This is a genomic window from Nocardia sp. NPDC004711 (assembly GCF_053601595.1).
Map to the genome: position 1 here is coordinate 73,408 of NZ_JBSGCB010000030.1, position 24,147 is coordinate 97,554.

20 protein-coding genes are annotated in these 24,147 nt (G+C 69.7%); 10 read left to right on the forward strand and 10 right to left on the reverse strand.

Features of this window, described 5'->3' with window-relative positions; all coding sequences use genetic code 11:
* Nucleotides 1-143: 143 nt before the first annotated feature.
* The gene (locus tag ACWEKS_RS28585) at nucleotides 144-1,418 is read left to right on the forward strand and encodes a cytochrome P450 (protein WP_452342938.1); all 1,275 of its coding nucleotides are present in this window, start codon (nucleotides 144-146) and stop codon (nucleotides 1,416-1,418) included.
* Here ACWEKS_RS28585 and ACWEKS_RS28590 read toward each other — a convergent pair.
* Nucleotides 1,402-2,043 (reverse strand): cysteine hydrolase family protein, encoded by a 642-nt coding sequence (locus tag ACWEKS_RS28590; protein ID WP_452342939.1) that lies wholly within the window; start codon nucleotides 2,041-2,043, stop codon nucleotides 1,402-1,404. The genes ACWEKS_RS28585 and ACWEKS_RS28590 overlap by 17 nt on opposite strands.
* Nucleotides 2,044-2,050: 7 nt before the next feature.
* A complete protein-coding gene (locus ACWEKS_RS28595) occupies nucleotides 2,051-2,377 on the reverse strand; it encodes a YciI family protein (RefSeq protein ID WP_213557582.1) in 327 nt (108 codons plus the stop codon).
* Between the two features lie 69 nt (nucleotides 2,378-2,446).
* Here ACWEKS_RS28595 and ACWEKS_RS28600 point away from each other — a divergent pair, with 69 nt between their 5' ends.
* Entirely contained in the window at nucleotides 2,447-2,785 is a 339-nt protein-coding gene (locus tag ACWEKS_RS28600) for a winged helix-turn-helix transcriptional regulator (protein WP_354841679.1), read from the forward strand.
* 21 nt (nucleotides 2,786-2,806) lie between these two features.
* Here the strand turns inward: ACWEKS_RS28600 and ACWEKS_RS28605 are convergent, their stop codons facing one another.
* The 3 genes from ACWEKS_RS28605 to ACWEKS_RS28615 form a co-directional block, all read right to left on the reverse strand.
* Nucleotides 2,807-3,001, reverse strand: a complete 195-nt coding sequence (locus ACWEKS_RS28605; protein WP_452342940.1) for a hypothetical protein — start codon at nucleotides 2,999-3,001, stop codon at nucleotides 2,807-2,809.
* 110 nt (nucleotides 3,002-3,111) lie between these two features.
* Nucleotides 3,112-4,359 carry a glycosyltransferase 87 family protein gene (locus tag ACWEKS_RS28610; protein ID WP_452342941.1) on the reverse strand — a complete coding sequence of 416 codons (1,248 nt, stop codon included), beginning with the start codon at nucleotides 4,357-4,359 and terminating at the stop codon, nucleotides 3,112-3,114.
* 168 nt (nucleotides 4,360-4,527) lie between these two features.
* A complete protein-coding gene (locus ACWEKS_RS28615; protein ID WP_452342942.1) occupies nucleotides 4,528-5,397 on the reverse strand; it encodes a LysR family transcriptional regulator in 870 nt (289 codons plus the stop codon).
* Nucleotides 5,398-5,480: 83 nt separating this feature from the next.
* Here ACWEKS_RS28615 and ACWEKS_RS28620 point away from each other — a divergent pair, with 83 nt between their 5' ends.
* Nucleotides 5,481-6,488: a bile acid:sodium symporter family protein gene (locus ACWEKS_RS28620; protein ID WP_452342943.1), complete on the forward strand. Its 1,008-nt coding sequence runs from the start codon at nucleotides 5,481-5,483 to the stop codon at nucleotides 6,486-6,488.
* A 4-nt stretch (nucleotides 6,489-6,492) separates the two neighbouring features.
* On the opposite strand, the gene ACWEKS_RS28625 is transcribed toward ACWEKS_RS28620, so the two are convergent.
* Nucleotides 6,493-7,884 carry a nucleobase:cation symporter-2 family protein gene (locus ACWEKS_RS28625; RefSeq protein WP_452342944.1) on the reverse strand — a complete coding sequence of 464 codons (1,392 nt, stop codon included), beginning with the start codon at nucleotides 7,882-7,884 and terminating at the stop codon, nucleotides 6,493-6,495.
* A 397-nt stretch (nucleotides 7,885-8,281) separates the two neighbouring features.
* Here ACWEKS_RS28625 and ACWEKS_RS28630 point away from each other — a divergent pair, with 397 nt between their 5' ends.
* Genes ACWEKS_RS28630 through xdhC form a run of 3 tightly spaced genes read left to right on the forward strand, consistent with a single transcriptional unit; the run spans nucleotide 8,282 to nucleotide 12,919 of the window.
* The gene (locus tag ACWEKS_RS28630; protein ID WP_452342945.1) at nucleotides 8,282-9,733 is read left to right on the forward strand and encodes a xanthine dehydrogenase small subunit; all 1,452 of its coding nucleotides are present in this window, start codon (nucleotides 8,282-8,284) and stop codon (nucleotides 9,731-9,733) included.
* Nucleotides 9,730-12,099 carry a xanthine dehydrogenase molybdopterin binding subunit gene (gene xdhB / locus ACWEKS_RS28635; RefSeq protein WP_452342946.1) on the forward strand — a complete coding sequence of 790 codons (2,370 nt, stop codon included), beginning with the start codon at nucleotides 9,730-9,732 and terminating at the stop codon, nucleotides 12,097-12,099. The genes ACWEKS_RS28630 and xdhB overlap by 4 nt, the downstream gene beginning before the upstream one ends.
* Nucleotide 12,100: 1 nt before the next feature.
* Complete coding sequence (gene xdhC / locus ACWEKS_RS28640; RefSeq protein ID WP_452342975.1) at nucleotides 12,101-12,919, forward strand: xanthine dehydrogenase accessory protein XdhC; 819 nt, start codon at nucleotides 12,101-12,103, stop codon at nucleotides 12,917-12,919.
* 21 nt (nucleotides 12,920-12,940) lie between these two features.
* Here the strand turns inward: xdhC and ACWEKS_RS28645 are convergent, their stop codons facing one another.
* Nucleotides 12,941-14,557, reverse strand: coding sequence for an FAD-binding protein (locus tag ACWEKS_RS28645; RefSeq protein ID WP_452342947.1), 1,617 nt, complete (start codon nucleotides 14,555-14,557; stop codon nucleotides 12,941-12,943).
* A gap of 111 nt (nucleotides 14,558-14,668) precedes the next feature.
* Here ACWEKS_RS28645 and ligD point away from each other — a divergent pair, with 111 nt between their 5' ends.
* The gene (ligD, locus tag ACWEKS_RS28650; protein WP_452342948.1) at nucleotides 14,669-15,634 is read left to right on the forward strand and encodes a non-homologous end-joining DNA ligase; all 966 of its coding nucleotides are present in this window, start codon (nucleotides 14,669-14,671) and stop codon (nucleotides 15,632-15,634) included.
* Here the strand turns inward: ligD and ACWEKS_RS28655 are convergent.
* Nucleotides 15,631-16,278, reverse strand: a complete 648-nt coding sequence (locus tag ACWEKS_RS28655; protein ID WP_452342949.1) for a response regulator — start codon at nucleotides 16,276-16,278, stop codon at nucleotides 15,631-15,633. The genes ligD and ACWEKS_RS28655 overlap by 4 nt on opposite strands.
* On the reverse strand, nucleotides 16,275-18,563 hold the full coding sequence (locus ACWEKS_RS28660) for a hypothetical protein (RefSeq protein ID WP_452342950.1): 2,289 nt from the start codon (nucleotides 18,561-18,563) through the stop codon (nucleotides 16,275-16,277). Before ACWEKS_RS28660 ends, ACWEKS_RS28655 begins: the two co-directional genes overlap by 4 nt.
* Nucleotides 18,564-18,847: 284 nt before the next feature.
* Between ACWEKS_RS28660 and ACWEKS_RS28665 the strand changes: the two genes are divergently transcribed.
* Nucleotides 18,848-20,296: a lipase maturation factor family protein gene (locus ACWEKS_RS28665; RefSeq protein WP_452342951.1), complete on the forward strand. Its 1,449-nt coding sequence runs from the start codon at nucleotides 18,848-18,850 to the stop codon at nucleotides 20,294-20,296.
* A gap of 6 nt (nucleotides 20,297-20,302) precedes the next feature.
* Nucleotides 20,303-21,055: a hypothetical protein gene (locus ACWEKS_RS28670; RefSeq protein ID WP_452342952.1), complete on the forward strand. Its 753-nt coding sequence runs from the start codon at nucleotides 20,303-20,305 to the stop codon at nucleotides 21,053-21,055.
* Nucleotides 21,056-21,103: 48 nt separating this feature from the next.
* On the opposite strand, the gene ACWEKS_RS28675 is transcribed toward ACWEKS_RS28670, so the two are convergent.
* Nucleotides 21,104-23,383: a phosphocholine-specific phospholipase C gene (locus tag ACWEKS_RS28675; RefSeq protein ID WP_452342953.1), complete on the reverse strand. Its 2,280-nt coding sequence runs from the start codon at nucleotides 23,381-23,383 to the stop codon at nucleotides 21,104-21,106.
* A gap of 210 nt (nucleotides 23,384-23,593) precedes the next feature.
* On the opposite strand from ACWEKS_RS28675, the gene ACWEKS_RS28680 reads away from it, so the two are divergent.
* Nucleotides 23,594-24,097 (forward strand): GtrA family protein, encoded by a 504-nt coding sequence (locus ACWEKS_RS28680; protein WP_452342954.1) that lies wholly within the window; start codon nucleotides 23,594-23,596, stop codon nucleotides 24,095-24,097.
* Nucleotides 24,098-24,147 lie beyond the last annotated feature (50 nt).

The window sequence follows — 24,147 nt, forward strand, 5'->3', positions numbered from 1 at the left end:
AGGCGCGGTTTCGGCGCTCGGCCACGATTCACCTCTCTGCTTCGGAGCTGCCTTGACATCTGGATCTGTCGAGCAAATACTACAGTCAGTGTAGCTACAGTTACTGTAGCTTTGTTGGCACGGCGGACCTCTAGGCGGTATCCATGACCACTGCGCACTCCCCGTCCGCTCCCGGGTTCTTCGCCGGGCTGCTGGATCCGGCGAATCGGGCCGATCCCTATCCGCTGTACGACCGCATGCGCGAGCACGGGCCGGTGCGGCTCGGGGGCGGGCCGGTGGTGGTGCTGACGTCGTATCGGGATTGCGCGGCGGTGCTGCGGCATCCGGGGGCGGTGGTGGAACGGCGGCATGCGTCGCTGCCGCTGGGGCCGACGCCGACCTACGATCTCGCGGGGGAGCAGGCCGGGCAATTGGCGGGGACGATGTCGTTCCTGTTCCGGGACGCGCCCGATCACACGCGGTTGCGGCGGCTGGTGGCCAAGGCGTTCACGCCGGCGGTGGTGCGGGGGATGGCGCCGCGGATCACCGCGATCGCGGACGCCGCCCTCGATCGGGCCGCCGAGCGCGGGCGGCTGGATATGGTGGCGGATCTCGCGTATCCGCTGCCGATCACGGTGATCTGCGAACTGCTCGGGGTGCCGATCGAGGACGAACCACGTCTGCGGGAGTGGTCGTCCATGCTGGCCCGCACCCTCGACCCGGTGTCGGGGACCGCCACTTCCGGCCGCCCCGACCCGGTCGAGCTGGTGCGGGCCAACAACGAATTGCACTCCTACTTCGAACAATTGGCGCGTGAGCGACGCCGGCGGCCCGGGGGCGACCTGCTGTCCGCGCTCATCGCCGCCGAGGAGTCCGGGGACGCGCTGTCCCACGAGGAGCTCATCGCGACCTGCGGGCTGCTGCTGATCGCCGGGCACGAGACCACGGTGAACCTCATCGCCAATGCCACTCTGGCACTGCTCGATCACCGTCGTCACCTGGCGAATCTGCGCACTGCCGGATCGTTCGCGGGTCCGGTGATCGAGGAGACCCTGCGCTACGATCCGCCGGTACAACTGGTTCCGCGCATCGCCCGCGAACCGATTACCTTGCCGGGCATCGAGATCGCGGCAGGCGACATGATCATCATGCTGCTCGCCGCCGCCAACCGCGATCCGGAGGTCTTCGCGGAGCCCGGCCGTTTCGATCCGGCCCGCGAGAACCGGCACCTGGCCTTCGGTCTCGGCCAGCACTTCTGCCTGGGCGCACCGCTGGCCCGGCTGGAGGCCGATATCGCCCTCACTCGATTCGCGCGGCGCGTGCGCGAACCCCGGCTCGACTGCGAGCGTCCGCCGTACCGGGAACACGTCACGCTGCGCGGACCGGCCGCGATCCCGTTGTCCTGCACCGAGATTCTGCCCGCTAGCGGCGATTCATGAGAGCGCTCAGGGCATCGGTGCCGGTGGTGCGGGAACCGCCCGCGAAGGCCAGCCCGGCCAGCGAGCGTTCGGCCGCCTCGGCATGGCCCGCACCGCAGGCGTCGGTCACCACGATGGGCAGGTAGCCGAGGTCGGTGGCGTGCCGCACCGTGGGTTCGATGCCGACCTCCATGGCGATGCCCGCCACCGCGAACGCGCCGATTCCCAAGTCCCGCAGGGCGATATCGAGCGGCGTCCCGGCGAAGGCGGACATGGTGATCTTGTCGAAGACGACCTCGTCGGGACTCGGGGACAGCTCGGGCGCCAGTTGGTACTGCGGCGAGCCCTGCGCGAATGCGGCCCGCACGTCGGCCGGATCGTCCACGTGCTGCCATTCCATGGCGGTGCGCAGTTGCGAAATCCCCGCCGCCGCCGGCGGAATCGACATGTGGCGGGTGTAGAAGACGCGGAAACCGTTCGCCCGCGCCGCATCCCGCAACCGCACGCAGGACTTCACGATGCTCTCGCCGTCGGGCAGCTGCCCCACGATGCCGACCTGCATGTCGTAGATCAGCAGCGCCATGCGTTCCGGGTGGCAGACGTCCTCGACGGTCTGCGGGATGGTCAGGCCGTAGGCTTGTCGCATGACGGCCTCACCGGGTGCGGTCGTAGGGTTCCGCGACATCCACCGAGGCGTCCATCAGCGCCTCGATCGGCAGCGGCGCCGTGACCGGCACATACGTCCACTCCAGGAACCCCTTCTTGGTGAGCGGGAAGTCGTTCACGTACCGCTGGGCCTCCTCGACACTGTCGACCTCGAACACGATGACCACCCCCGGCTCGTCGGCGCGGGCATAGTTCTCCCGCACGATGCCCGCCTTCCACAGCCGCCACACATTGGCGACCTCCTCGGGCAGATACGGGGTGATGGTCTCCAGCGTGACGCCGGGCTTGAATCGATCGAATGTAATGACCTTCATGGGAATTCATGAAAGTCCCGTGATTACAGTGTTACAAGAACGCACTTTTCGGTAAGTACCGGAGGCGAGATGCCGGCGAAGCGCTATCACTGCCCGGTCGAGGTGACCGTCGATCTGATCGGGGGCAAATGGAAGGCGGTCATTCTGGCGCACCTCAAGGAGGGAGTGCGGCGGTACGGGGAGTTGCGGCGGCTCATGCCGGACACCAGCGAGAAGATGCTGGTTCAGCAGTTGCGGGAGCTGGAGTCCGACGGGCTGGTGCGGCGCACGGTGTTTCCCGCCGTCCCGCCGCAGGTGGAGTACGACCTCACGGACGAGGGGTGGAGTCTGGTCCCGGTGTTGACCGCGCTCTACGAGTGGGGTGAGAAGCGGAGCGCGCGAACGGGTCTCGTCATCGAGACGCCGTGACGCGCCCCGCGTCCGGGTTCGTCAGGCGGCGCGGTCGGTGCGCTCGGTGTGGTCCGGTCCGATGCCCTCCGCCTCGCACTGCGCCCGGTGCATGGCGCACCGGTACTTCGGCCCCGGCTTGATGAAGGCGGGGTCCAGCCGCTGGGCGAAGGTGAGGTTGTCACGCCGCCAGCAATCGATGCACACCGGCTCCTTCATGGCGTCCTCCTCGGTCATCGCTCGCGAAAGGTATGCGCGAGAGGGATTCCCATCCCCGGCCTGATTCGGATATACCCTCGGCAACTCTTCCATAACGGATGCGGCCAAATAGCCGACCGGTCGGTTGCCTATTCGTGGTCGGGGGAGCGTCGGAGGTAGGCGATCAGGCCGCCCAGGATGACCACGTAGACGATGACATAGCAGTTCAGCAGGATCTGCGCGATCGGCCAGGACGGCGGGAACAGGAACCAGCCGACCACCACCCAGCGATCGGTCCAGTGGTAGGCCCAGGCGCCGGTGGTCAGGTAGAGGAAACCGGCCGCCGACCACCAACGCGGTTCCGACGCGGCACGGTTGATCAGGTAGACGAACAGCGGCAGGAACCAGACCCAGTGGTGGTTCCAGGAGAACGGGGAGACCGCGCACGAGGTCAGGCCCGCGGTGGTGACGGTGAGCAGTTTCTCGCCGCGGCTGTAGAGCGCCGCCGCGAGCAGCAGGCCGCCGACCGCGACCGGCACGGCGATCAGCAGCCACAGCCACTGCGGCACCTGATGACCCGAGAGGTGGGCGATCGCGCCCCGCAGCGACTGATTGGCCGGCTGGGTGTCGGGGGCGATGCGGTCCGACTGGAAGAACGTCCTGGTCCAATACTGCTTCGAATCGGACGGGAGGACGGCGCCGGCGACCAGGATCGTCAGGACGAAGGTGGTCGCGGCCACCACGGCCGCCCGCCACTGCTGCAGCACCAGGAACTGCGCCACGAAATACAGCGGCACCAGTTTGATGCCCGCGGCCAGCCCGGTGCCCAGGCCGCGTAACCGGCTGCCCTCCGGGCGCGAGAAGTCCCAGAGGATCAGCGCCATCAGGACCAGGTTGATCTGGCCGTAGTACAGCGTGGTGCGCACCGGCTCCAGGAACATGGCCGTCGCCGCCAGCAGGGCGCTGATCCCGGCGAGCCGCCAGGTGAGGCGGTGGCCGAGTACCCGCCAGCACAACAGGACACAGCCGTAGAGCACGCAAATGTTCAGTGCCAGCCAGGAATTCGTGACGTAGCCCCACGGCACCATCAGGATCGGCAGGAACATCAGCGTGGAGAACGGCGTGTAGGTGTAGGACAGGCCGCGATGCGTCGTCTCGGTGTAGAGCGGATGGTCGTGGTAGATCTTCCACGCGCCGTCCCGGTAGACGTGGACGTCGAAGCCGCCTGCCAGAAAACCCACCTGGTCCAGCCACGGATCCACGGTCGCGAAGATCAGCACCAGCGACAGTGCCGCACCGAAGGCCAGCACGATCAGCGTCGACCTGCGCCACGGCGGCGGTGGCCCACCGGAATCCGCAATGACAGCACCGTCGTTCGTCCTTGCACCGATCAACACCAAACCCACCTCGGATGTGCGATACACACTGCCGGGCTCGAGAAATGCTGAACACGAACGCTTCAGCCCGCCCGCCTTGACGCTCCCGGCCAGCGGCCGGCCGATCCGCGCTCTGCGTAGCGCGAATTCGGATTCTCAGCACCCTACCGTCCAGAGCGGACGGTGCGGTCACATGCCCGACCGCGTGGTCTGGAGTGATAGGCGGCGCGCATTGGCGATGATGGCGTCGGCCAGCGCCTGCTCCGGGTCCGCCAGCCGGGTGCGGCGGTGCATGAGAACGAAATCCAGCTCCCCCAATTCGGGGAGCCGGGGGTCGGTGAGCGGGACCAGCCCATCGGGCAGCACACCCGCCGCGTGCGCGATCACCCCGAGCCCGGCCAGGGCCGCCGCCCGCAGTCCGAGCAGGCTGTCGCTGACACATACGACCCGGCAGGTGCGGCCCGCGTGCTCGAGCGCGCGCAGCGCCTGCTGCCGGGTCAGGCTCGGCTCCGGATAGGTGACCAAGGGCACAGGATCCTCGAATTCCGTTGCGGCCGAACGCCCCGCCCACACCAGCCGGTCCCGCCACAGCAGTGTGCCGTGCCGCTCGCCCGGCAGTCGCTTGCCGAAGACCAGGTCGAGTTCGCCTGCGGCCATGCGGGATTTGAGGGTCTCGCTCAGGCCGACGGTGAGCTCGAGATCCACACCGGGATGGGTGCGCTGGAACTCCACCAGGATGTCGGGAAGCGCATGGGCCATCACATCGTCGGACGCGCCCAGCCGCACCAGGCCGGTGAGGGCGGAACCGGAGAAGTAGGCCTGGGCCTGAGCCTGCGCGTCGAGGATGGCGCGGGCGAAGCCGATCATGGCCGCGCCGTCGGCGGTGAGCGCCAGATTCCGGGTGTCGCGGCGGAACAGCTCCCGCCCGGCGGCCTGTTCCAACCGGGCGATATGGCCGCTCACGGTGGACTGGCGCAGGCCCAGCTGACGGCCCGCGGCGGTGAAGCCGCCGGCCCGCTCCACGGCCAGGAAGGTGCGTAGCAGCTCGGGTTCGAACATGCGGTTAATTATCACGTATCGCGATGAGAGATATCGGATCGAACGACTATCGCGATCGGCATCCGCGCTCCTACCGTCGAAACGTGCAGCTCCTCGCCAAACTCCGCATCGACTCCTTCATGCTGGGCATCCTCGCCACCGTGGCGCTGGCCGCCCTGCTGCCCGCGCGCGGGGACGCGGCCGAGGTGCTGGACTGGGCCACCAAGATCGCCATCGCGGTGCTGTTCCTGCTCTACGGCGCCCGCCTGGAACCCCGTGAGGCCCTGGCCGGACTACGGCACTGGCGACTCCACTCCGGAGTGCTGGCAGCCACTTTCGTGATCTTCCCGTTGCTGGGCCTGGCCCTGCGGGTGCTGGTGCCGAGCGTGCTCACCCCGGACCTGTACACCGGTGTGCTGTTCCTGTGCCTGGTGCCCTCGACAGTGCAGTCCTCCATCGCCTTCACCTCGATGGCCCGCGGCAATGTGGCCGGTGCGGTGGTGAGCGCCTCACTGTCGAATCTGATCGGCGTCTTCGCGACCCCGCTGCTCGTGATGGCCTGCATGAATACCACTGCGGGCGTGCATGTTTCACCGTCGGCGGTGCTCGCCATCGTGGTCCAGCTGCTGCTGCCGTTCCTGGCCGGGCAGCTGCTGCGCCCCCGCCTGGGCTGGGTGCTCGGCCATCCGGCCGCCACCAAGACGGTGGATCGCGGCTCGGTCTACCTGGTCGTCTACGCGGCGTTCAGTGCCGGTGTGACAGCGGGCATCTGGCACGATCTGTCGGCCCGGGTGCTGGTGTCCACGGTGCTGGTCTGCGCGGCCCTGCTGGCCACCGTGCTGGCCCTCACCACGCTGGGCGGCCGCCTGCTCGGCTTCTCCCGCGCGGACCGCATCGTGCTGACCTTCTGCGGCTCCAAGAAGAGCCTCGCCACCGGCCTGCCGATGGCCTCGGTGCTGTTCGCCGGGCATCCGGTCGGCCTGATCGTGTTGCCGCTCATGATCTTCCACCAGATCCAGCTCTTCACCTGCGCGGCTCTGGCCCAGCGCTATGCCCGCCGGGCGGACCCGGTGGAAGCCGAGTTGCCCAGCGGTGCAGTGGAACCGGTGTGATCGGTCAGTGCGCCTCGTTCACCGGTGTGCCGGTTTTGCTCGCACCCCAGTGATTGAAGACCAGATTGAGCACGAAGACCACGATCACGGCCGAGGTGATCGGGCTGCCCGCGATCATCTGGAAGTCGGCCGGGAACTTGGTGTAGATGTTCGGGGCCACCGCCGGCAGCAGCGCCACCGACAGCGTGACCGCGATGATCAGCATATTGCTGGTGCCCTCGAACTGGACCTTGTGCAGCACCCGCAGCCCGACCGCGGTGACCATGGCGAACATGACCGTGGCCGCGCCGCCGATCACCGGACCCGGCAGTGCCGCGACCACACTGCCGACCTTGGGTACCAGCCCCAGCGCCACCAGCATGCCGCCGCAGGCCGCGACCACCCAGCGGCTGCGCACGCCGGTCAGCCCTACCAGGCCGACATTCTCGGCGAAGGCGGTGTCGGGGAAGGAGTTCATGAATCCGGCCAGCACCGCGGAGAGTCCGTCGGCGGCCAGACCGCGTCCCAGGTCCGCGGGCTCGAGCTGCTTGTCGACCATTTCGGCGACGGCGACCATATCGGCGGTGGACTCGGTGAAGGTCACCAGCATGACCACGCACATGGAGATGATCGCGCCGAGATGGAACTCGGGGGCGCCGAAGATGAACGGCCGCGAGATCGCGAACCAGCCCGAGGACCCGACCGCCGACATGTCGACCAGATGCATGGGCACCGCCACCAGCGTGCCGATCACGACGCTGATCAGCACGGCCAGCTGAGCGATCAGCCCGCGGGCGAACCGGTGGATCACCACGATCAGCGCGATCACCAGCCCGGCCAGCGCGATATGCGAAATCTGGCCGTAGTCGGCCGCTTTCGGGTCGTCGCCGGCGATCAGCCCGGCGTCGGCACCGATCAGCGACAGCCCGATCACACAGATCACGCAGCCCGACACCAGCGGCGGGAAGAACCGCACCACCTTGGCGAAGAAGCGGGCGATGATCAGACCGAACACGCCCGACACCAGGATCGCGCCGTAGACGGTGGGCAGCCCGGCCTCGCCGCCGCCGAACTGCTGCGCGATCAGGATCATGGGCGAGACCACGGTGAAGGTCGCGCCCGCGACCACCGGCAGCCGGACACCGAGAATCCGGCCGATGCCGACCGACTGGATGATGGTGACGATGCCCGAGACCAGCAGATCGGCATTCACCAGCAGGCCGATGGTGTGGGCCGGCAGTTTCAGCGCCCCGCCGACGAGCAGCGGCACCGCGACCGCGCCCGCGTACATGATCGCCAGGTGCTGCAGGCCCAGCAGTGCCAATCGTGGGGGCGGCGGGATTTCGTCGACCGGATGCCGGGGCCGGACGACGCCGATATCGGATTTACGGGAGGGGCGCGAAAAGCGCATTTGCATGATGCCTCCTGGAACGCGTGAACAACGGCCCGAACAGGCCGCGACCACGACCCGAATGATGGCGCAGGAAATACCTGTCCCGCAGCAGATTGTTCGATTGTCCAGCCGGTTCGGCGCGCCTCCCGGCCGCCTTCGTATTTTCCTACAGAATCCCGCGGCGCGCGGCCCCTCGTGTTGACCGAATATCATGCCGCGACGTAGGTTCGGGGCCTCGTAACCCGTGGTCACAGGCAGGAGGCGACCGGATGTCCACCAATTCCGACCTGCGTCGCCTCGCCCACCGGACGGTGTGGGTGCCCGGCCGCGTGGCGCACGGCTGCTGAGGCACGGCTTTCTCGACGAGCGGAATTAATCCGCGAACACTGGATAGTGCACTCGACGTAGAAGGCAGCCTGCAATGGCAATTTTCATGACGGTGAACGGGAAGACCACGACGATTTCTCCCGCCGCGCCGCATACCTCTCTGCTGGACTTTCTCCGGGAGATCGGGCTCACGGGGTGCAAGGAGGGTTGCGCGGAAGGCGAATGCGGCGCGTGTTCGGTGCTGGTGGCCCGGCCGGGAGTGGCCGAGCCGACCGAATGGGTGGCGATCAATGCCTGCCTGGTGCCCGCCGTCGCGCTGGACGGGCAGGAGATCGTCACCGCCGAGGGCCTGGGCGGGCCCGCGCGGCTGCATCCGGTGCAGCGCGAGATGGCGGTGCGCGGCGGATCGCAATGCGGTTACTGCACACCGGGATTCGTGTGCAGCATGGCCGCGGAGTACTACCGGCCGGATCGGCGGGCGCTCGACGACATCGCACCCGACTGCGCGCATGCCGAGACCGGGCCCAATGGCTTCGATCTGCACGCGCTCAGCGGCAATCTGTGCCGGTGCACCGGCTACCGGCCCATCCGCGATGCGGCCTTCGCGGTCGGTGAGCCCGAGGCCGATGACGAACTGGCCCGGCGGCTCGTCTCCGACCCGCCGGAACCGGTGGCGACCGACTTCAGTTCCGGTGGGCAGCGTTTCGTCCGGCCCGCGACCCTCGCCGACGCGCTCCGGCTGCTGCGCGAGCACCCGGACGCCACGGTGGTGGCGGGCAGCACCGACCTGGGCGTCGAGGTGAACCTCCGTGGCCGGCGGGCGGAGTACACGCTGGCCGTCGATCAGCTGCCCGAACTGCGTGAGCTGACCATCGGCGCGGATCGGATCGAGCTGGGCGCCGCGCTCACCCTCACCGAGATCGAACGCCGCCTCGCCGGGCGGGTGCCACTGCTGTCGGAGTTGTTCCCGCAGTTCGCCTCCCGGCTCATCCGCAATGCGGCCACCCTGGGCGGCAACCTCGGCACCGGCTCGCCCATCGGCGACGCGCCGCCGGTGCTGCTGGCGCTGGCGGCATCGGTCGTGCTGGCCGATGCCGACGGCGAGCGCCAGGTCGCGCTGGCCGACTACTTCACCGGCTACCGGCGCTCGGTGCGGCGGCCGGACGAGCTCATCAAGTCCGTCCGGATTCCACTGCCGCTGGCGCCGGTGACCGCCTTCCACAAGATCGCCAAGCGCCGCTTCGACGACATCTCCAGCATCGCAGTGGCTTTCGCGCTCGACATCGAGGATGGTCTGGTCCGCACCGCGCGTATCGGGCTGGGTGGTGTGGCCGCCACCCCGGTGCGCGCCTACGACACCGAGGCGGCCCTCGTGGGCCGGCCCTGGACCGAATCGACCGTGATGGCGGCCGCGCAGGTCCTGCGGGACGAGGGCACTCCACTCGACGATCACCGCGCCAGCGCGCGGTATCGCAGCGCCATGCTCGGGGAGAGCCTGCGCAAACTGTTCGCCGAGACCACCGAACCCGCGGGGGTGCTGTCATGAGCCACCTGTCGCAACGACCCGAGAATCCCGCGGTGGGTGTGGCGCTGCCGCACGAGAGCGCCGCCCTGCACGTCACCGGGGCCGCGCTCTACACCGACGACCTGGTGTACCGCACCAAGGATGTGCTGCACGCGTATCCGGTGCAGGTGCCGCACGCGCACGCGCGCATCACCGCCCTGCACACCGCGCCCGCGCTGCGGGTGCCGGGCGTGGTGCGGGTGCTCACCGCGGCGGACGTGCACGGCATCAACGATGCCGGCGTCAAGCACGACGAGCCGCTGTTCCCCGACGAGGTCTGCTTCCACGGCCACGCCGTCTGCTGGGTGCTGGCCGAGACGCTGGAGGCCGCGCGGCTGGGCGCGGCGGCGGTCGAGGTGGAGCTGGAGCCGCTGCCCTCGCTGATCACGATCGAGGAAGCCGTGGCGGCCGGCAGCTTCCAGGGCGCGCATCCCCAGGTGCGGCGCGGCGACCTGGAATCCGGGTTCGCGGCCTCGGCGCACGTGTTCACCGGTGAAATCCACTTCTCCGATCAAGAACACTTCTACCTCGAAACCCATGCCGCCCTGGCGCATGTCGACGAGGGCGGGCAGGTGTTCGTGCAGTCCAGCACCCAGCATCCGTCGGAGACCCAGGAGATCGTGGCCCACGTACTCGGGCTGCACAGTCACGAGGTGACCGTGCAGTGCCTGCGCATGGGCGGCGGATTCGGCGGCAAGGAGATGCAGCCGCACGGCTTCGCGGCCATCGCGGCGCTCGGCGCGACCCTCACCGGGCGTCCGGTCCGGTTGCGGCTCAACCGAACCCAGGACCTGACCATGTCCGGCAAGCGGCACGGATTCCACGCGCAGTGGCGGGTCGGATTCGACGCCCACGGGCACATTCAGGCCCTGGACACCACCCTGACCTCGGACGGCGGCTGGAGCCTGGACCTCTCGGAACCGGTGCTGGCCCGCGCGCTCTGCCATGTCGACAACCTGTACTGGATTCCCAACGCGCGCTTCACCGGTCGCATCGCCAAGACCAACAAGCCCTCCAATACCGCCTTCCGGGGCTTCGGCGGTCCGCAGGGCATGCTCGTCATGGAGGACCTGCTGGGCCGGTGCGCGCCGCTGCTCGGCCTGGATCCGATGGAACTGCGCCGCCGCAACTTCTACCGTGCCGGGCAGACCACGCCCTACGGGCAGCAGGTGCGCCACCCCGAACGCATCACCGCCACCTGGGACCAGGTGCTCGAACGCGGTGAGATCGCGACGCGCACACGGGAGATCGCGGCCTTCAACGCGACGCATCCGCACGTGAAGCGCGGGCTGGCCGTCACCGGCGTCAAGTTCGGCATCTCGTTCAATATGACGGCCTTCAACCAGGCCGGGGCGCTGGTGCTGATCTACAAGGACGGGTCGGTGCTGATCAATCACGGCGGCACCGAGATGGGGCAGGGCCTGCACACCAAGATGCTGCAGGTGGCGGCCACCACACTGGGCATCCCGCTGGACAAGGTGCGGCTCGCGCCGACGCGAACGGACAAGGTGCCCAACACCTCCGCGACCGCGGCGAGTTCGGGGGCCGACCTGAACGGCGCGGCCATCAAGAACGCCTGCGAGCAACTGCGCGAACGCCTGTTGCAGGTGGCGGCGGCCCGGCTGGGAGTCCATGCCTCCGACGTCCGCATCGCCGACGGCGTCGCCCGCGCCCTGGGGCCCGGTGACGCGGTCGTCGAATGGAACGACCTGTGCCGGACGGCCTATCTGCAGCGAGTCCAGTTGTCCGCGGCCGGTTTCTACCGCACCGAGGGCCTGCACTGGGACGCGAAGACCATGCACGGCTCGCCGTTCAAGTACTTCGCCTACGGCACCGCCGCCGCCGAGGTGGAGGTGGACGGTTTCACCGGCGCGTACCACATCCGCCGCGTCGACATCGTGCACGATGTCGGCGACAGCCTGTCCCCGCTCATCGACATCGGCCAGATCGAGGGCGGTTTCGTGCAGGGCGCGGGCTGGCTGACGCTCGAGGACATCCGCTGGGACACCGGTGACGGACCCGGCCGCGGGCGGCTGCTCACCCAGGCGGCGAGCACCTACAAGCTGCCGAGTTTCTCGGAGATGCCCGAGGTCTTCAATGTCACCCTGCTGCAGCACGCGCACGAGGAGGGCGTGGTGTACGGGTCCAAGGCGGTGGGGGAGCCGCCGCTCATGCTGGCGTTCTCGGTGCGCGAGGCGCTGCGCCAGGCCGCCGCGGCCTTCGGACCGGACGGGGTGAGCGTCGAGCTGGGCGCGCCCGCCACGCCGGAGGCGGTGTACTGGGCCCTCGACGCGGCCCGGCGGGCCCGCGAATTCGCCACCGGGGAAAGCGTTTCCGCCCGTGCGTGACATGACCTGGGTGACCGCGGTCGCGCGCCTGCGCGACCGGCGGGAACCCGGCGTCCTGGTGACGGTGGCGTCCGTGCGCGGCCACGCGCCGCGCCGGGCGGGCGCGAAAATGGTGGTGGGACAGTCCGATATCTGGGGTTCGATCGGCGGCGGCAATGTCGAGGCCGTCGCCGTCGAGCGCGCCCGCGAGCTGATCGCGAAACCGCACGCCGAACCCGAGCTGATGGAATTCGCCCTCAACGACAAGGTCGTCGGCCAGCACGGCGTCCAATGTTGCGGCGGCACGGTGACCGTGCTGCTCGAGCCGCTGCCGGTACGCCCGGCGGTGGCCATCTTCGGGGTCGGTCATGTCGGGCTGGAACTGGCCCGCATCCTGGCCCGTCAGGATGTCGACCTGCACCTGATCGACTCCCGGCCCGAGGTGCTCACCGGGGAACGGCTCGCGCCACTGGACGACGCCATCGCGCGGGTTCATACCCATCACACGCCGCTGCTGCCGGAGCAGGTCCTCGACCGGCTGCCGCCCGGCACCCACATCCTGATCATGACCCACGATCACGCCGAGGACGCCGCCCTCTGCGATGCGGCCCTGCGCGCCGACGACCTCGGCACCATAGGCCTGATCGGATCCCCGGCCAAGTGGGCGCGGTTCCGGAAGCGGCTCACCACCGAGGGCGGTCATTCGCCGGAAGTCCTGGGCCGCATCAAGACTCCCATCGGGCTGGCCGATATCACCGGGAAGGAACCAGCCGTCATCGCGGTGAGCGTCGCGGCGGATCTGTTGCACACCTTCGAACTCGGCGCACGCACCACCGACTGACGCCGCCGCCGGCCGCCGGGGTCAGTGCGTGGCCGCGAGCTCCACGCTGTGGGTGCCGGCGCGGCGGCCCGAGAAGACGCAGTCGGCCAGGGACAGGCCACTCACGTACGAATTCGAGCACACCCCGACCGCGGCCCGGCCCGCCGCGAACAGACCCGGGATGGCCGCACCGGATTCGGTGCGGACCGCGCCCGTCTCCTCGTCCACCAGCAGCCCGCCCAGGGTGAGCATGGGCATCGGGTAGGTCAGCCGGGACTTGAACGAGATATCCAGCAGCGCAAAGGGTCCCGCGTGCAACGGGCGGCAGATGTCGTCGGGCTTGCCCATGGGGTCGGGCAGCTGCTGCTCGATGGCGCGATTGTGCGCGTCCACGGTCTTGCGCAGGGCCGCCGGGTCGATGCCGGCCCGGGCCGCGACCTCCTCGACGGTCCGGCCGGTCACGCTGCCGAACCGCAGCAGTCGCTCGGCCTGCATGCGCTGGAACCACACCGACTGCTTCCCGATCTGGCGGCGCGCCTCGGCGGCCAGCCGCGCATCGACCAGCAGCCAGGCCCGATGCCCCGGACTGGCGGCGATGGCCGCGCCCAGCGCCGCACCGTAGCGGGACTCGTCGATCATGCGCTGCCCGTTGGCATCCACGGCGATCGCGCCGAAGTAGGCACTCGGCGGGGCGATGAAACGCCAGGTGGACAGCGCGTCCATGCGACCGGTGGCCGCGCCGGCCGCCTGGGCCATGGCGATACCGCTGCCGTCGTCACCGGCGGTGCCCAGCGGCAGGCCCTCGGCCCACGGATAGCCGGGCGCGTGCTCGGCGACCATCGCGCCATTGGCGATGAAGCCACCGGTGGTGAGGATGACCCCCGACCGCGCCTGGATGCGCACCGATGCCCCGTAGCGACGCTCGATGCGGGCCAGCAGCGACTGCACCGCCTTACGCAAACCCTGGTGGTACACACCGGGTTTCGCCGAGATTCGGGCCAGCGCGGCGAACCTGCGCTGCACCGCCGCGGGCGCGCCGCTGATCGTGGTCGCCTCGATGCCGACCACCCGGCCGTCCTCGACCACGAGTCGCGTTGCCCGGGTACCGGTTCGAACGCGCACGCCGTGTTTCGCCGCCGACTCGGCGAGCGGGCCGAACAGCTTCTTGCCGGACACGCCGCGTCCGTGCGCGCGATGCCCGCGCTGCCGCGGTCGCGCCAATTCGCGGAAGCCGCCGGAGTTTTCGCTGCCCGAGTAGTACAGGTAGTAGTCGTCGGTGGGGTACGAGGTCTTGAAGGGGCACAGCGACGGCTGGAACGGCACCCCGTGCCCGGTCAGCCAATCGATCAGTGCGGGCGACTCCTCGCAGAACCTGCGCAGCGTACGCTCGCTCACGGTGTCGCCGACCTCGGCGCGCAGATACGCGAGCATGTTCTCCACGTCGTCCTCGACCCCGGCCGCGCGCTGCACCCAGGTGCCGCCGCCCGCGTACACGATTCCGCCGGACAGCGCGGTCGCCCCGCCGCCCAGGTAGCGGTCCAGGGCGAGCACGTCGGCGCCCGACTCCCGGGCGGCCAGCGCCGCCGCGACACCCGCGCCGCCGTATCCGACCACCACCACATCGGCCGAAGAGTCCCAGGTCCGCACCGTTGCGTCCACCTTCCCGAGTGAAGAAATCCCAGCGAGGAGAACTATAACGTGTTCTAGTTCAGTGCGCGGTTCGCGGCGAGCCGGTCGCGGATGACCGGAAGGCCGGTTACCGTCGGACGGGTGGCCAGCAAGTCAGCCGCACCGGCGATCGAGGTGCCGGTGGGCGAACACACGGTGCGCGTGTCCAATCCGGATCGGGTGTACTTCCCGGAGACCGGGGCGACCAAGCTCGACCTGGTGCAGTACTACCTGAGCGTCGGGGACGGGATCGTCAACGCGCTGCGGGACCGGCCGTGCATGCTGCACCGCTTCCCGAAGGGCCTGCCCGGCGGCAAGGTCCACCAGAAACGCCTGCCCGGCGGTGCGCCGGACTGGATTCCGACTGTCCAGCTGTACTTCCCGCGCTACGGCCGCACCGCCGACGAGCTCTGTGTCGAGAAGCTCGCCGACGTGATCTGGGCGGTGCAGATGTCGACGGTCGAGTTCCACCCCTGGAACTCGCGCCGCTTCGATACCGAACTCCCCGACGAATGGCGTATCGACCTCGACCCCATGCCGGACTGCCCGTGGTCGCGGGTACAGCGGGTGGCCGGGGTCGTGCACGAGGTGCTCGACGAGCTGGGTGCGGTCGGCTGGCCGAAAACGTCCGGCGGCAAGGGATTACACGTCTACGTCCGCATCGCGCCCCGCTTCGGATTCCAGGAGGTGCGCCGGGCCGCGCTGGCCTTCGCCCGCGAGGTGGAGCGGCGCGCGCCCGCGGACGTCACCACCGCCTGGTGGCGCAAGGATCGCGATCCGGCGCAGCTGTTCGTGGACTACAACCAGAACGCGCGCGACCACACCATCGCCGCGGCGTACTCGGTGCGCGGCGTGCCCGAGGCGACGGTGTCGACTCCGGTGCGCTGGACCGAGATTCCCGAGGTGCGCCCCGGCGACTTCACCATGAAGACCGTGCCGGCGCGCTATGCCGAACTCGGCGACCTGCACGCCGGCATCGACGAGGCGGTGTTCGACATCGAACCGCTGCTGGAGTGGGCCGACCGCGACCGGATCGCCGTCGACCTCGACGAGGACAGCGGCGACTAGAGCTCGTCGGTGGTGATCAGGCCGTCGCGGATGGCGCGGGCCACCAGCGCCGCCTTGGTCGGGGCCGTGCGCCCGACCGCCGCGTACTTGGCGCGGATGCGTTCCAGGTACGTGTTGACCGTGCCGACCGTGATGTAGAGCTGCTGGGCGACCAGGGCTTTGGACTCGGTCTGGAACCAGGCCAGCAGCACTTCGCGCTCCCGGCCGGACAGCCGCGGCCGGTCGTCGCCGTCGGCGCTCATGGCCCGGGCCATGGTCGGGCTCAGATACGGCCGCACCTCGGCGGCGGCGTGCAGGGCGGTGATGAGGTGTTCGCGCCCTTCGGTTTTCGACAGATAGGTGACCGCGCCCAGGTCCAGGCAGTCCCGGACCAGGTGGGGCTCGGTGTACTGGGAATAGACCACCACCCGGTGACCGCGGGCGCAGATCGTGCCCAGCGCGCTCAGATCCGGTGCGCGCTGGTCGAATTGGAGATCCAGCACGATGGCGTCCAGGTCGCCGCGATCCGGACCGCCCGCCGCCAGGAAGGCCGCCGGATCCGGATGGTCGGCCGCCACCTCGATGCGCGGCTCGGCCGCGGCGCACCAGCCGCGCACGCCGTCACGGATCAGCGGGTGGTCGTCGACTATGGCGATACGGATCATCGGGCCCCCTCGACCTGGAAACGGTGATGCAGTCGCGCCCACAGCAATTCGCCTGCGGTGACCACCTCGGTGTGCACCGCCCCGGCGGCGTCGAGGGCGGTGCCGGACAGCGTGGACAGGCGGTCCAGCGTGTCGGCCGGGCAGTCGCCCAGCGCGCTTACGGTACAGCCCGCGGCGTCCGCGGTCACCACCACCCGGGCGCGGGAACGGCTGGCGTCCAGCATGATCCGGGCCGCGGCCACCAGATGGCCGCGGACCACGTCGGGCAGGTCGCGCCCGGCGGGCCCGATGCCGCGACCGACGTCGACGTCCGCCTCGACGGTCACCGCCACCCCGCGCCGTTCGGCGGCGTCGATACCGGTGCGCAGGTCGGACAGCAGCGGATGGCCGAGACCGTCCTGCTGAGTGAACAGGCGGCGCAGGCGGGCGTACTCGGTGCGGGCGGCGGCCTGGACGGCCGGGTCTCCGGGATCCCGGCTGCCGTCGGCGAGACCCGCGAGCAGCGGGGTGAATTCGGTCAGCAGTTCGCGATAGCGGCGCAGGCACTCCTGCTCGGTCATGCGCCCGACCGCGTCGGCGGTGCGGTGCCGCAGGCGTTCCCGATGCAGGGCGGCGGCCTGCCGCGTGGCCCGATCGAGGGTGGCGGCGAACCAGGCCGTCAGCATCTGCAGGAAGAAGATGGCCGCCGTGTGATACCCCAGCACCGTGAGGGTTTCGACGCCCGGCGCGCGGGCCAGGACCAGCGCGCACACCAGGACCCACCAGACGCTCAGCGCCGACAGCGACAGCCGCGGCGGCAGCCGGAAGCCCAGCGCGACCACGGTCCAGCCGGACGCGCCGATCGACCAGTTCGCGCCCGCCAGTCCGGCCTCCGGCGGCAGCAGGACGATGAGCAGCAGCGAGGCGGCGATCGCCACGCCCATGAGCGCCAGCGTCACCGATTCGCGGCGGCGCGGCGCCAGCGCCGCCAGGGCACAGGCCACGTTCACCGCGACCAGCAGCGCGTTCACCGCCGCCGGGGGCGTCGCCGCGGCGGCGGTGAGGGTCGACTGCAGCAGGGTGTCGGCGACCGCGATGCCCACCATGCCGTACCCGAAACTGCGCCCGAGCCGGTCGATTCCGGAGGCGGCCGCCGGTGCGCCGAACGAATGATCCTCGGCGGCAACCGGTGCGGCGACCGGCCAGCGCAGCCGGACCTCGGTGCCGCGCCCCGGGGTGCCGGTGACCTCGGCGTCGCCGCCCACGGCCCGCAGGCGCTCGATGATCGAATGCCGGACGCCGTAGCGGTCCTCGCCGGGCGCGCCGGCGAATCCGATGCCGTCGTCGGTGATCAGCAGCGTCCCGGGCCCGGCGCTGATCACCACGTTCGAGGCCTGGGCGTGCCGGTCGATATTGGTGAGCGCCTCCCGCGCGGCCGCGGTCACCGTCCACGCCAGCGTCCGGCGGATCGGCAGCGGACCCGGTGTGCTCAGGGTGACCGGGACCGGGCATTCGATGCTCAACTCGCGCAACAATTCCGACAGGTCGGCCGGCGAATCATCGCCCGGCAGCGGGATTCCCGACTCCAGCACCGTGAGATCGCGCGCGGCCTGGCGGGCGATGCGCTCGCGATCGGCGGCTGCGCCCTGACCCACCATCAGCAGGGTGGCCGCGGCGGTGTCGTGCATGACCGCCCACTGCTCGTGCTCGTAGCGCCGCCGGGCCGCGGCGACCTCACCGGCGATGCGAGAGTCGGCGGCCGCGGTCACGGTCTGGTCGTGCACGGTGGCCGCGCGCAGCACCACCCGGCGCACCCCCACCGCCAGCAGCCACTCCACCAGCAGGTAGGCGACGGCCAGATCGGACAGGAACCCCCAGGGCGTGAGACCGGGCGTACCGCGATTGGCCCAGTAGAGCGCGGCGAGGACCAGCACGGTCACCGCCGCCGATATCCGCACCCGCTCAGCGATACCCACCGAGATCACCGTTGCCGCCACGACCTTCACATCGATGAGGTCTCCGGTGCCGACGCCGGACGCGGCCACACTGACCGTGCCCAGCAGGTAGATCGCCACCACCGCGACATCGGCCGCGGTCCACCACGGCCCCAGGCGCCGCCCCCACAGCCGGCCCGCCGACCACATCGCCAGCAGCACGGTGACCGTGCGCCCCGCGCCCGGATCGACGGCCCCGCCGGCCAGATGCACCACGGTGAGCAGCAGGCAAGCGGCGTGCCGGAATCGGATGGCCAGCCATGTCGCCTCCTGCGCGACCGCGGCGTGGGTCGGGTCGGCTTCGCGCAGCACCCGGTCACGGTACCGAACCGGATTCGAGCCAGCATGGCATCCCGGCGGACGCCGCGGTGTCCGTCGAACATCCGACAGACAGACCCGTCCGGCTACGGAAAAGTGAACCGTGCAGCGGGGTGTGCGGGTCCGGCCCGCGCACCGGCTGCGCCCGCGGCCGTTGGCGGGCGGGGAGTCAACGGCCGCCCGGGTCAGCGACCCGGGCCGGTGCGCGCGGGGTGAGTACGCTTCCAAGTGGACGGACTTAGTGCCCGAGGTGACACGGCCGGCGCAGGAGGCGCGGGATGGAGTGGTTCATCGCACCGGAATACTGGTTCGCGCGGCAGGTGATCGAGCGCGGGATCGCGGCCATCTATCTGATCGCGTTCGTGGCGGCGGCCCGGCAGTTCCGGGCGCTGACCGGGGAGCACGGCATGTTGCCGGTACCGCGGTTCGTGGCGCGGCGGCCGTTCCGGGTGGCGCCGAGCGTCTTTCAACTGCACTACACCGACCGGTTCTACGCGACCGTGGCCTGGAGCGGGGCGGCGGTGTCGGCGGCCCTGGTGGCCGGGGCCGCGGATCTGCTGCCGTTGTGGGCGGCCGTGGTGGTGTGGCTACTGGTGTGGGTGCTGTACCTGTCGATCGTCAACGTGGGGCAGGTCTGGTATTCGTTCGGGTGGGAGTCGCTGCTGCTGGAGGCCGGTTTCCTGGTCGCGTTCCTCGGCAACGACCGGGTGGCCCCGCCGGTGCTGGTGGTGTGGCTGGCCCGGTGGCTGGTGTTCCGGGTGGAGTTCGGGGCGGGACTGATCAAGCTGCGCGGTGACAGTTGCTGGCGGGATCTGACCTGCCTCTACTACCACCACGAGACCCAGCCCATGCCCGGCCCGCTGAGCTGGTTCTTCCACCAGCTGCCGCGGCCGCTGCACCGGATCGAGGCGGGGGCCAATCACGTTGCGCAATTGGTGGTGCCGTTCGGGCTCTTCGCGCCACAGCCGATTGCGAGCGTGGCCGCCGGCATCATCATCGTCACGCAGCTGTGGCTGGTGCTGTCGGGCAACTTCGCCTTCCTCAACTGGCTGGTCATCGTGCTCGCCTGGTCCGCCGTCTCCGATTCCGCGGCGGCAACGGTGTTTCCGATACCCGCGGCGCCGGCACTGCCGGACTCGCCGCTCTGGTTCACGGTGCCGGTGTTCGTCTTCGCGGCCTGCACCGTGGTGCTCAGCTACCTGCCGGTCCGCAATATGCTGTCGAGCCATCAGCGAATGAACCAGTCCTACAATCCTTTCCATCTGATCAATACGTTCGGCGCGTTCGGGGTCGTCGATCGCATCCGCTACGAGGTGGTCGTCGAGGGCACCGACGAAGTCGCGCTCACCGCCCACACCCACTGGCGCGAATACGAATTCAAGGGCAAGCCCGGCGACCCCCGCCGGCTGCCCCGCCAGTGGGCCCCGTACCACCTGCGCCTGGACTGGCTCATGTGGTTCGCGGCCCACTCGTCCAGCTATGCCCGGCCGTGGTTCGACGGCCTCCTCCAGCGCCTGCTGCGCAACGACCCCGCCACCCTGCGCCTGCTGCGCCGCAATCCCTTCCCGGACGTCCCGCCCCGTTACATCCGCGCCCGGCTCTACGAGTACCGCTTCACCAGTCCCCGTGAACTGCTGGAGACCCACGCCTGGTGGGTTCGAACCCTGGTCGGCGAATACGCGCCGCCGATGTTCTCGCCGCGCGTCTCGCGCGTGACCCGGACATAATGCGGCATGGGTTTCTTCAGGCCGCGCTGCCCGGTGGGGGAGGTGGAACGGCTCTGGGTCGAGGAGATGCTGTCCTGGTGCGCCACCCAATTCGGGACCAGGACGTTGCGCACCCCCGTCATCCTCCCGACCTCCGACTACTTCCCGGACACCTACTCGGGCGCCGAATCGCAGGCGCTCGCGGTCGTGGAGCGGGTGGTCCGGTACATGGGGGTGGGGCGGGATCGCATTGTCGTGGAACTCGATTCGGCCGGTGCGGCGCCGCCCGACCAGCTCATGCAGCTGGAGGGCGCGGCCCGCGGCGAGGCCGGGCACTACCGGCTCGAGCACGGGCGGGCGGTGGTGACGCTCGAACTGGCGCGCCTGCGCTCACCGGTCACCCTGGTGGCGACCGTCGCCCATGAACTCGCCCACGAGCGGCTGCTCGGTGAGCAGCGCATCGCACCGGACCGGCACGACGGCGAACAACTCACCGATCTGGCCACGGTCTACCTCGGCCTCGGCGTCTTCAATGCCAATGCGGCCTTCCAGTTCTCGCAGAACAGCCGCGGCTGGCGCTCCCAGCGCCTGGGCTACCTCTCCCAGCCCATGTACGGCTACGCCCTCGCCTGCTGGACGGTCATGCGCGGCGACCCTCGCCCCGCCTGGTCGTCCCACCTCGATACCAACCCCCGTGTCTACATGAAGCAGTCCCTCAAATACCTGCGCGCCAACCCCGACGCCCTCCCGGGCTGGCGCGCCGCGGCATTCGAATCCTGAAGCCGGCCTCGGATCCGGAAGTCCGGATCCGAGGCCGTGCGGCCGCGACTACGCGGTGCTGCTCGCGCTGCCGTTCTCCAGGTGACCCGCGAAGTGCCTGCGCCAGTTGGAGTTTCCGGAGAGGCTGAGCGTCAGGTCGTACCAGCCCTGGTCGAGCGGGGCGGTGATATCGCGTTTGGATCCGGCGTCGATCGTGGCCGGGGAACCGCCGCTCACCTGGACCGTCAGTGCCGAACCGCCGGAATTGCTCACGGTGACAATGAAAGTGGGCTGATCGGCGGTGCCACCGACAGCGGCGGTGGCGGTGAGCGCCGCGGTATCGGCGGTGCCCGCGGCCTCGACGAGGAACCCGTTGGGCGCGTGGATCGCGAAGTCGTAGGAGCCGCCGAGCTGGAATCGCTCCTGAGCGGTGCCGCCCGGGGCGACCACGGTCTGGCGGATCGAATTGTCGTGGTAGGCAAAGGTTTGGAACGGCATGGCCACCGTGCCCTGGTTGCCGTACCGGGCTGTCGCGGCGTTCCCGGCGACCTCCACCCAGGCGACCGGCTGATAGGGCAGCGGCCGGGCCTTGGCGCGGCCCGCGTCCTGGACCGGCATCTGCTGCCCGGCGGGGGCGGGCGGGGCCGGCTTGGGCAGGTTCTTCTGACCGGCCGCGCGGGCGCGCTCGGCATTGGCGTCGGGCAGGGTGGGAATGCTGGTGTCGCGTCTGCCGAAATCGAAGCAGCTGGTGAGGTCGCCGCACACCGCGCGCCGCCAGGCCGAGATATTGGGTTCGGCGACGCCGGTCCACTGCTCCAGGAAGCGCAGCACCGAAGTGTGGTCGAACACTTGGGAATTCACGTAGCCGCCGCGGCTCCACGGTGAGATGACCAGCATCGGTACCCGCGGTCCCAGGCCGATGGGCGAATTCCCGCCCAGCAGCGCTCCGGCCCGGCTGATCAGGGTGTCCATGGTCGCCGAGCCCGAGGCGAGCCCGAGCGTCGCCGAGCCGGAATTCAGGTCGGTGCCGGTGATCTCCAGCGACGGCAGGATCTCGTCGGGGGTGCCGGGCGGTGCGGTCGGCGGCACCACGTGGTCGAAGAAGCCGTCGTTCTCGTCGTAATTGACGAGCAGGACCGTCGACTCCCACAGTTTCGGGTTGTCCCACAGGGCCTGCAGGACGCGCTGGATGTAGGCGGCGCCGTCGGCGGGACGGTAGGCGGGGTGCTCGGAGTAGCCGGCGGGCGCGACCACCCAGGACACCTGCGGCAGGGTGCCGGCGGCGCAATCGGAAATGAACTGCTGCAGCACGTAGTCGACATTGGTGCCGTCGGTGCCGGCCGGTGCGGGCGTCATACCGGTGGTGGTCACCTTGGCGCGATCGGCCAGCTGGCGGACCGCGGGATCGGACGAGGCCGCCGCGTCGTGATATGCGCGGAACAGCCACAGCGGATTGTCGCCGAAGTCGGCGAGGAAGTCGCCGCCGCTGTGCGAGTCGGCGTACACCTGCCACGAGATCCCGGCCTGCTGCAGGCGTTCCGGATAGGTGGTCCAGGTGTAGACGGGCCGATAGTCCGGGGGATTGGACACGGCGGGCCCGCCCGCCCGGCCGGCGGCGTCGATGGTGCCGGTCCAGTGGAACAGCCGATTCGGCGTGGTGGGTCCCTGGATCGAACAGAAGTAGTGATCGCAGATGGTGAATGCGGAGGCCAGTGCGCGATGGAAGGGAATGTCGGCCTCGGTGAAGTAGCCCATGGTCATCTTGGACTTGGCCGCGATCCAGGAGTGGTAGGCGCCATCGGCCCACGCCATGTGCGTGGTGTTCCAGTCGTGCGCCAGATCGCCGAGATCCTGCCCGTCCACCCGGCTGGTGTCGACGTGCCAAGGCAGCAGGAACCCGGTGCTGCTGAACGCATCCGGCTGATGGAACGCGTCCCGGTTGTCGCCGCCCGCCGACCCGCTGCTGCTCCCGCTGCCCGAACCGCTCGCCGACCCGCTGGCGCTCCCGGTGCCCGCCGACCCGCTGCCCAGATCGGTCCCGGGCCCGCCGGCGAGGGCGGTGTCCATGGCCGCCTGCAGGATCGGGTCGTAGCCGCCGGCGGGCAGCCGCAGGGCGCGCTTGTCACCGAAACCCCGTACGCCGCTCATGGTTCCGAAGTAGTGATCGAAGGATCGGTTCTCCTGCATGAGGATCACCACGTGCTGGACCTGATCCAGGGAGCCCGAGCGCCCCGGTTCCGCCAGTGCCTCCGCCATGCCCTCCGGCAGCCCGGTCACGCCCGCCGCGCCCGCGGCCAGCATCGACCCGAGCACCGTTCGCCGATTCGTCCTGGCGAATCCACGCCCCATCAGAAATCTCCGATCCGTCGTCTGTCCCCAGCCATCGCGGCGCCGCAGACGCTACCGGCACGCCCGCCGGTCCGCAGCGTCCGAAACGTGTCCTGGCCAGCGCTTTTCGCTATAAGCGCGGATGGTGAGGGTGCCGTCGCGGAAAAATCGGTCCCATGAAGTTGGTCGGATGATCACCCCGGGGTCATGTAGAGGTGCCACGGTGGTCGCGTGTGGACGGAGACACAGGCGCGGCCGGTGCGCGCGATGCGCTGGTTCCACCTGGTGTGCGATGGGGTGGTGGCGCGGCTGCCGTTCGGGCTGGGCCGGTTCGTGGCCCCGACCTTCGTCGGCTATCTACTGGTGAGCGGGTTCACCTTCACGCTGGATCTGGTGGTGCTGACCGCCCTGCACGGGGTCGCGGGCCTGGCGCTGCCGGTCGCGGTGACCGTGGCCTATTGCACGGCATTCGGCGCGAGCTATCTGCTGAATCGGACCCTCAACTTCGAGTCGCACGCCGCGGTCGGTCCGCAGGTCGCCATCTATGTCGTGGTGGTCGCGGTGAACTACCTGGTGTTCATCCTCGGCGTGACCAGCGGTGTGGCCGCCCTCGGCATCGACTACCGAATCGCCCGCGTCCTGGGCGGTCTCGGCGAGGGTTTGTTCATGTACGCGTCGATGCGGCTGCTCGTCTTCCGGACCTGGTCATTGTCCAGCCGCCGCTCGCGTCGTTAGCGCGCGTGTTCGATTCCCGGCCACCAGCGCTACCAGCGACGACGAGTCAG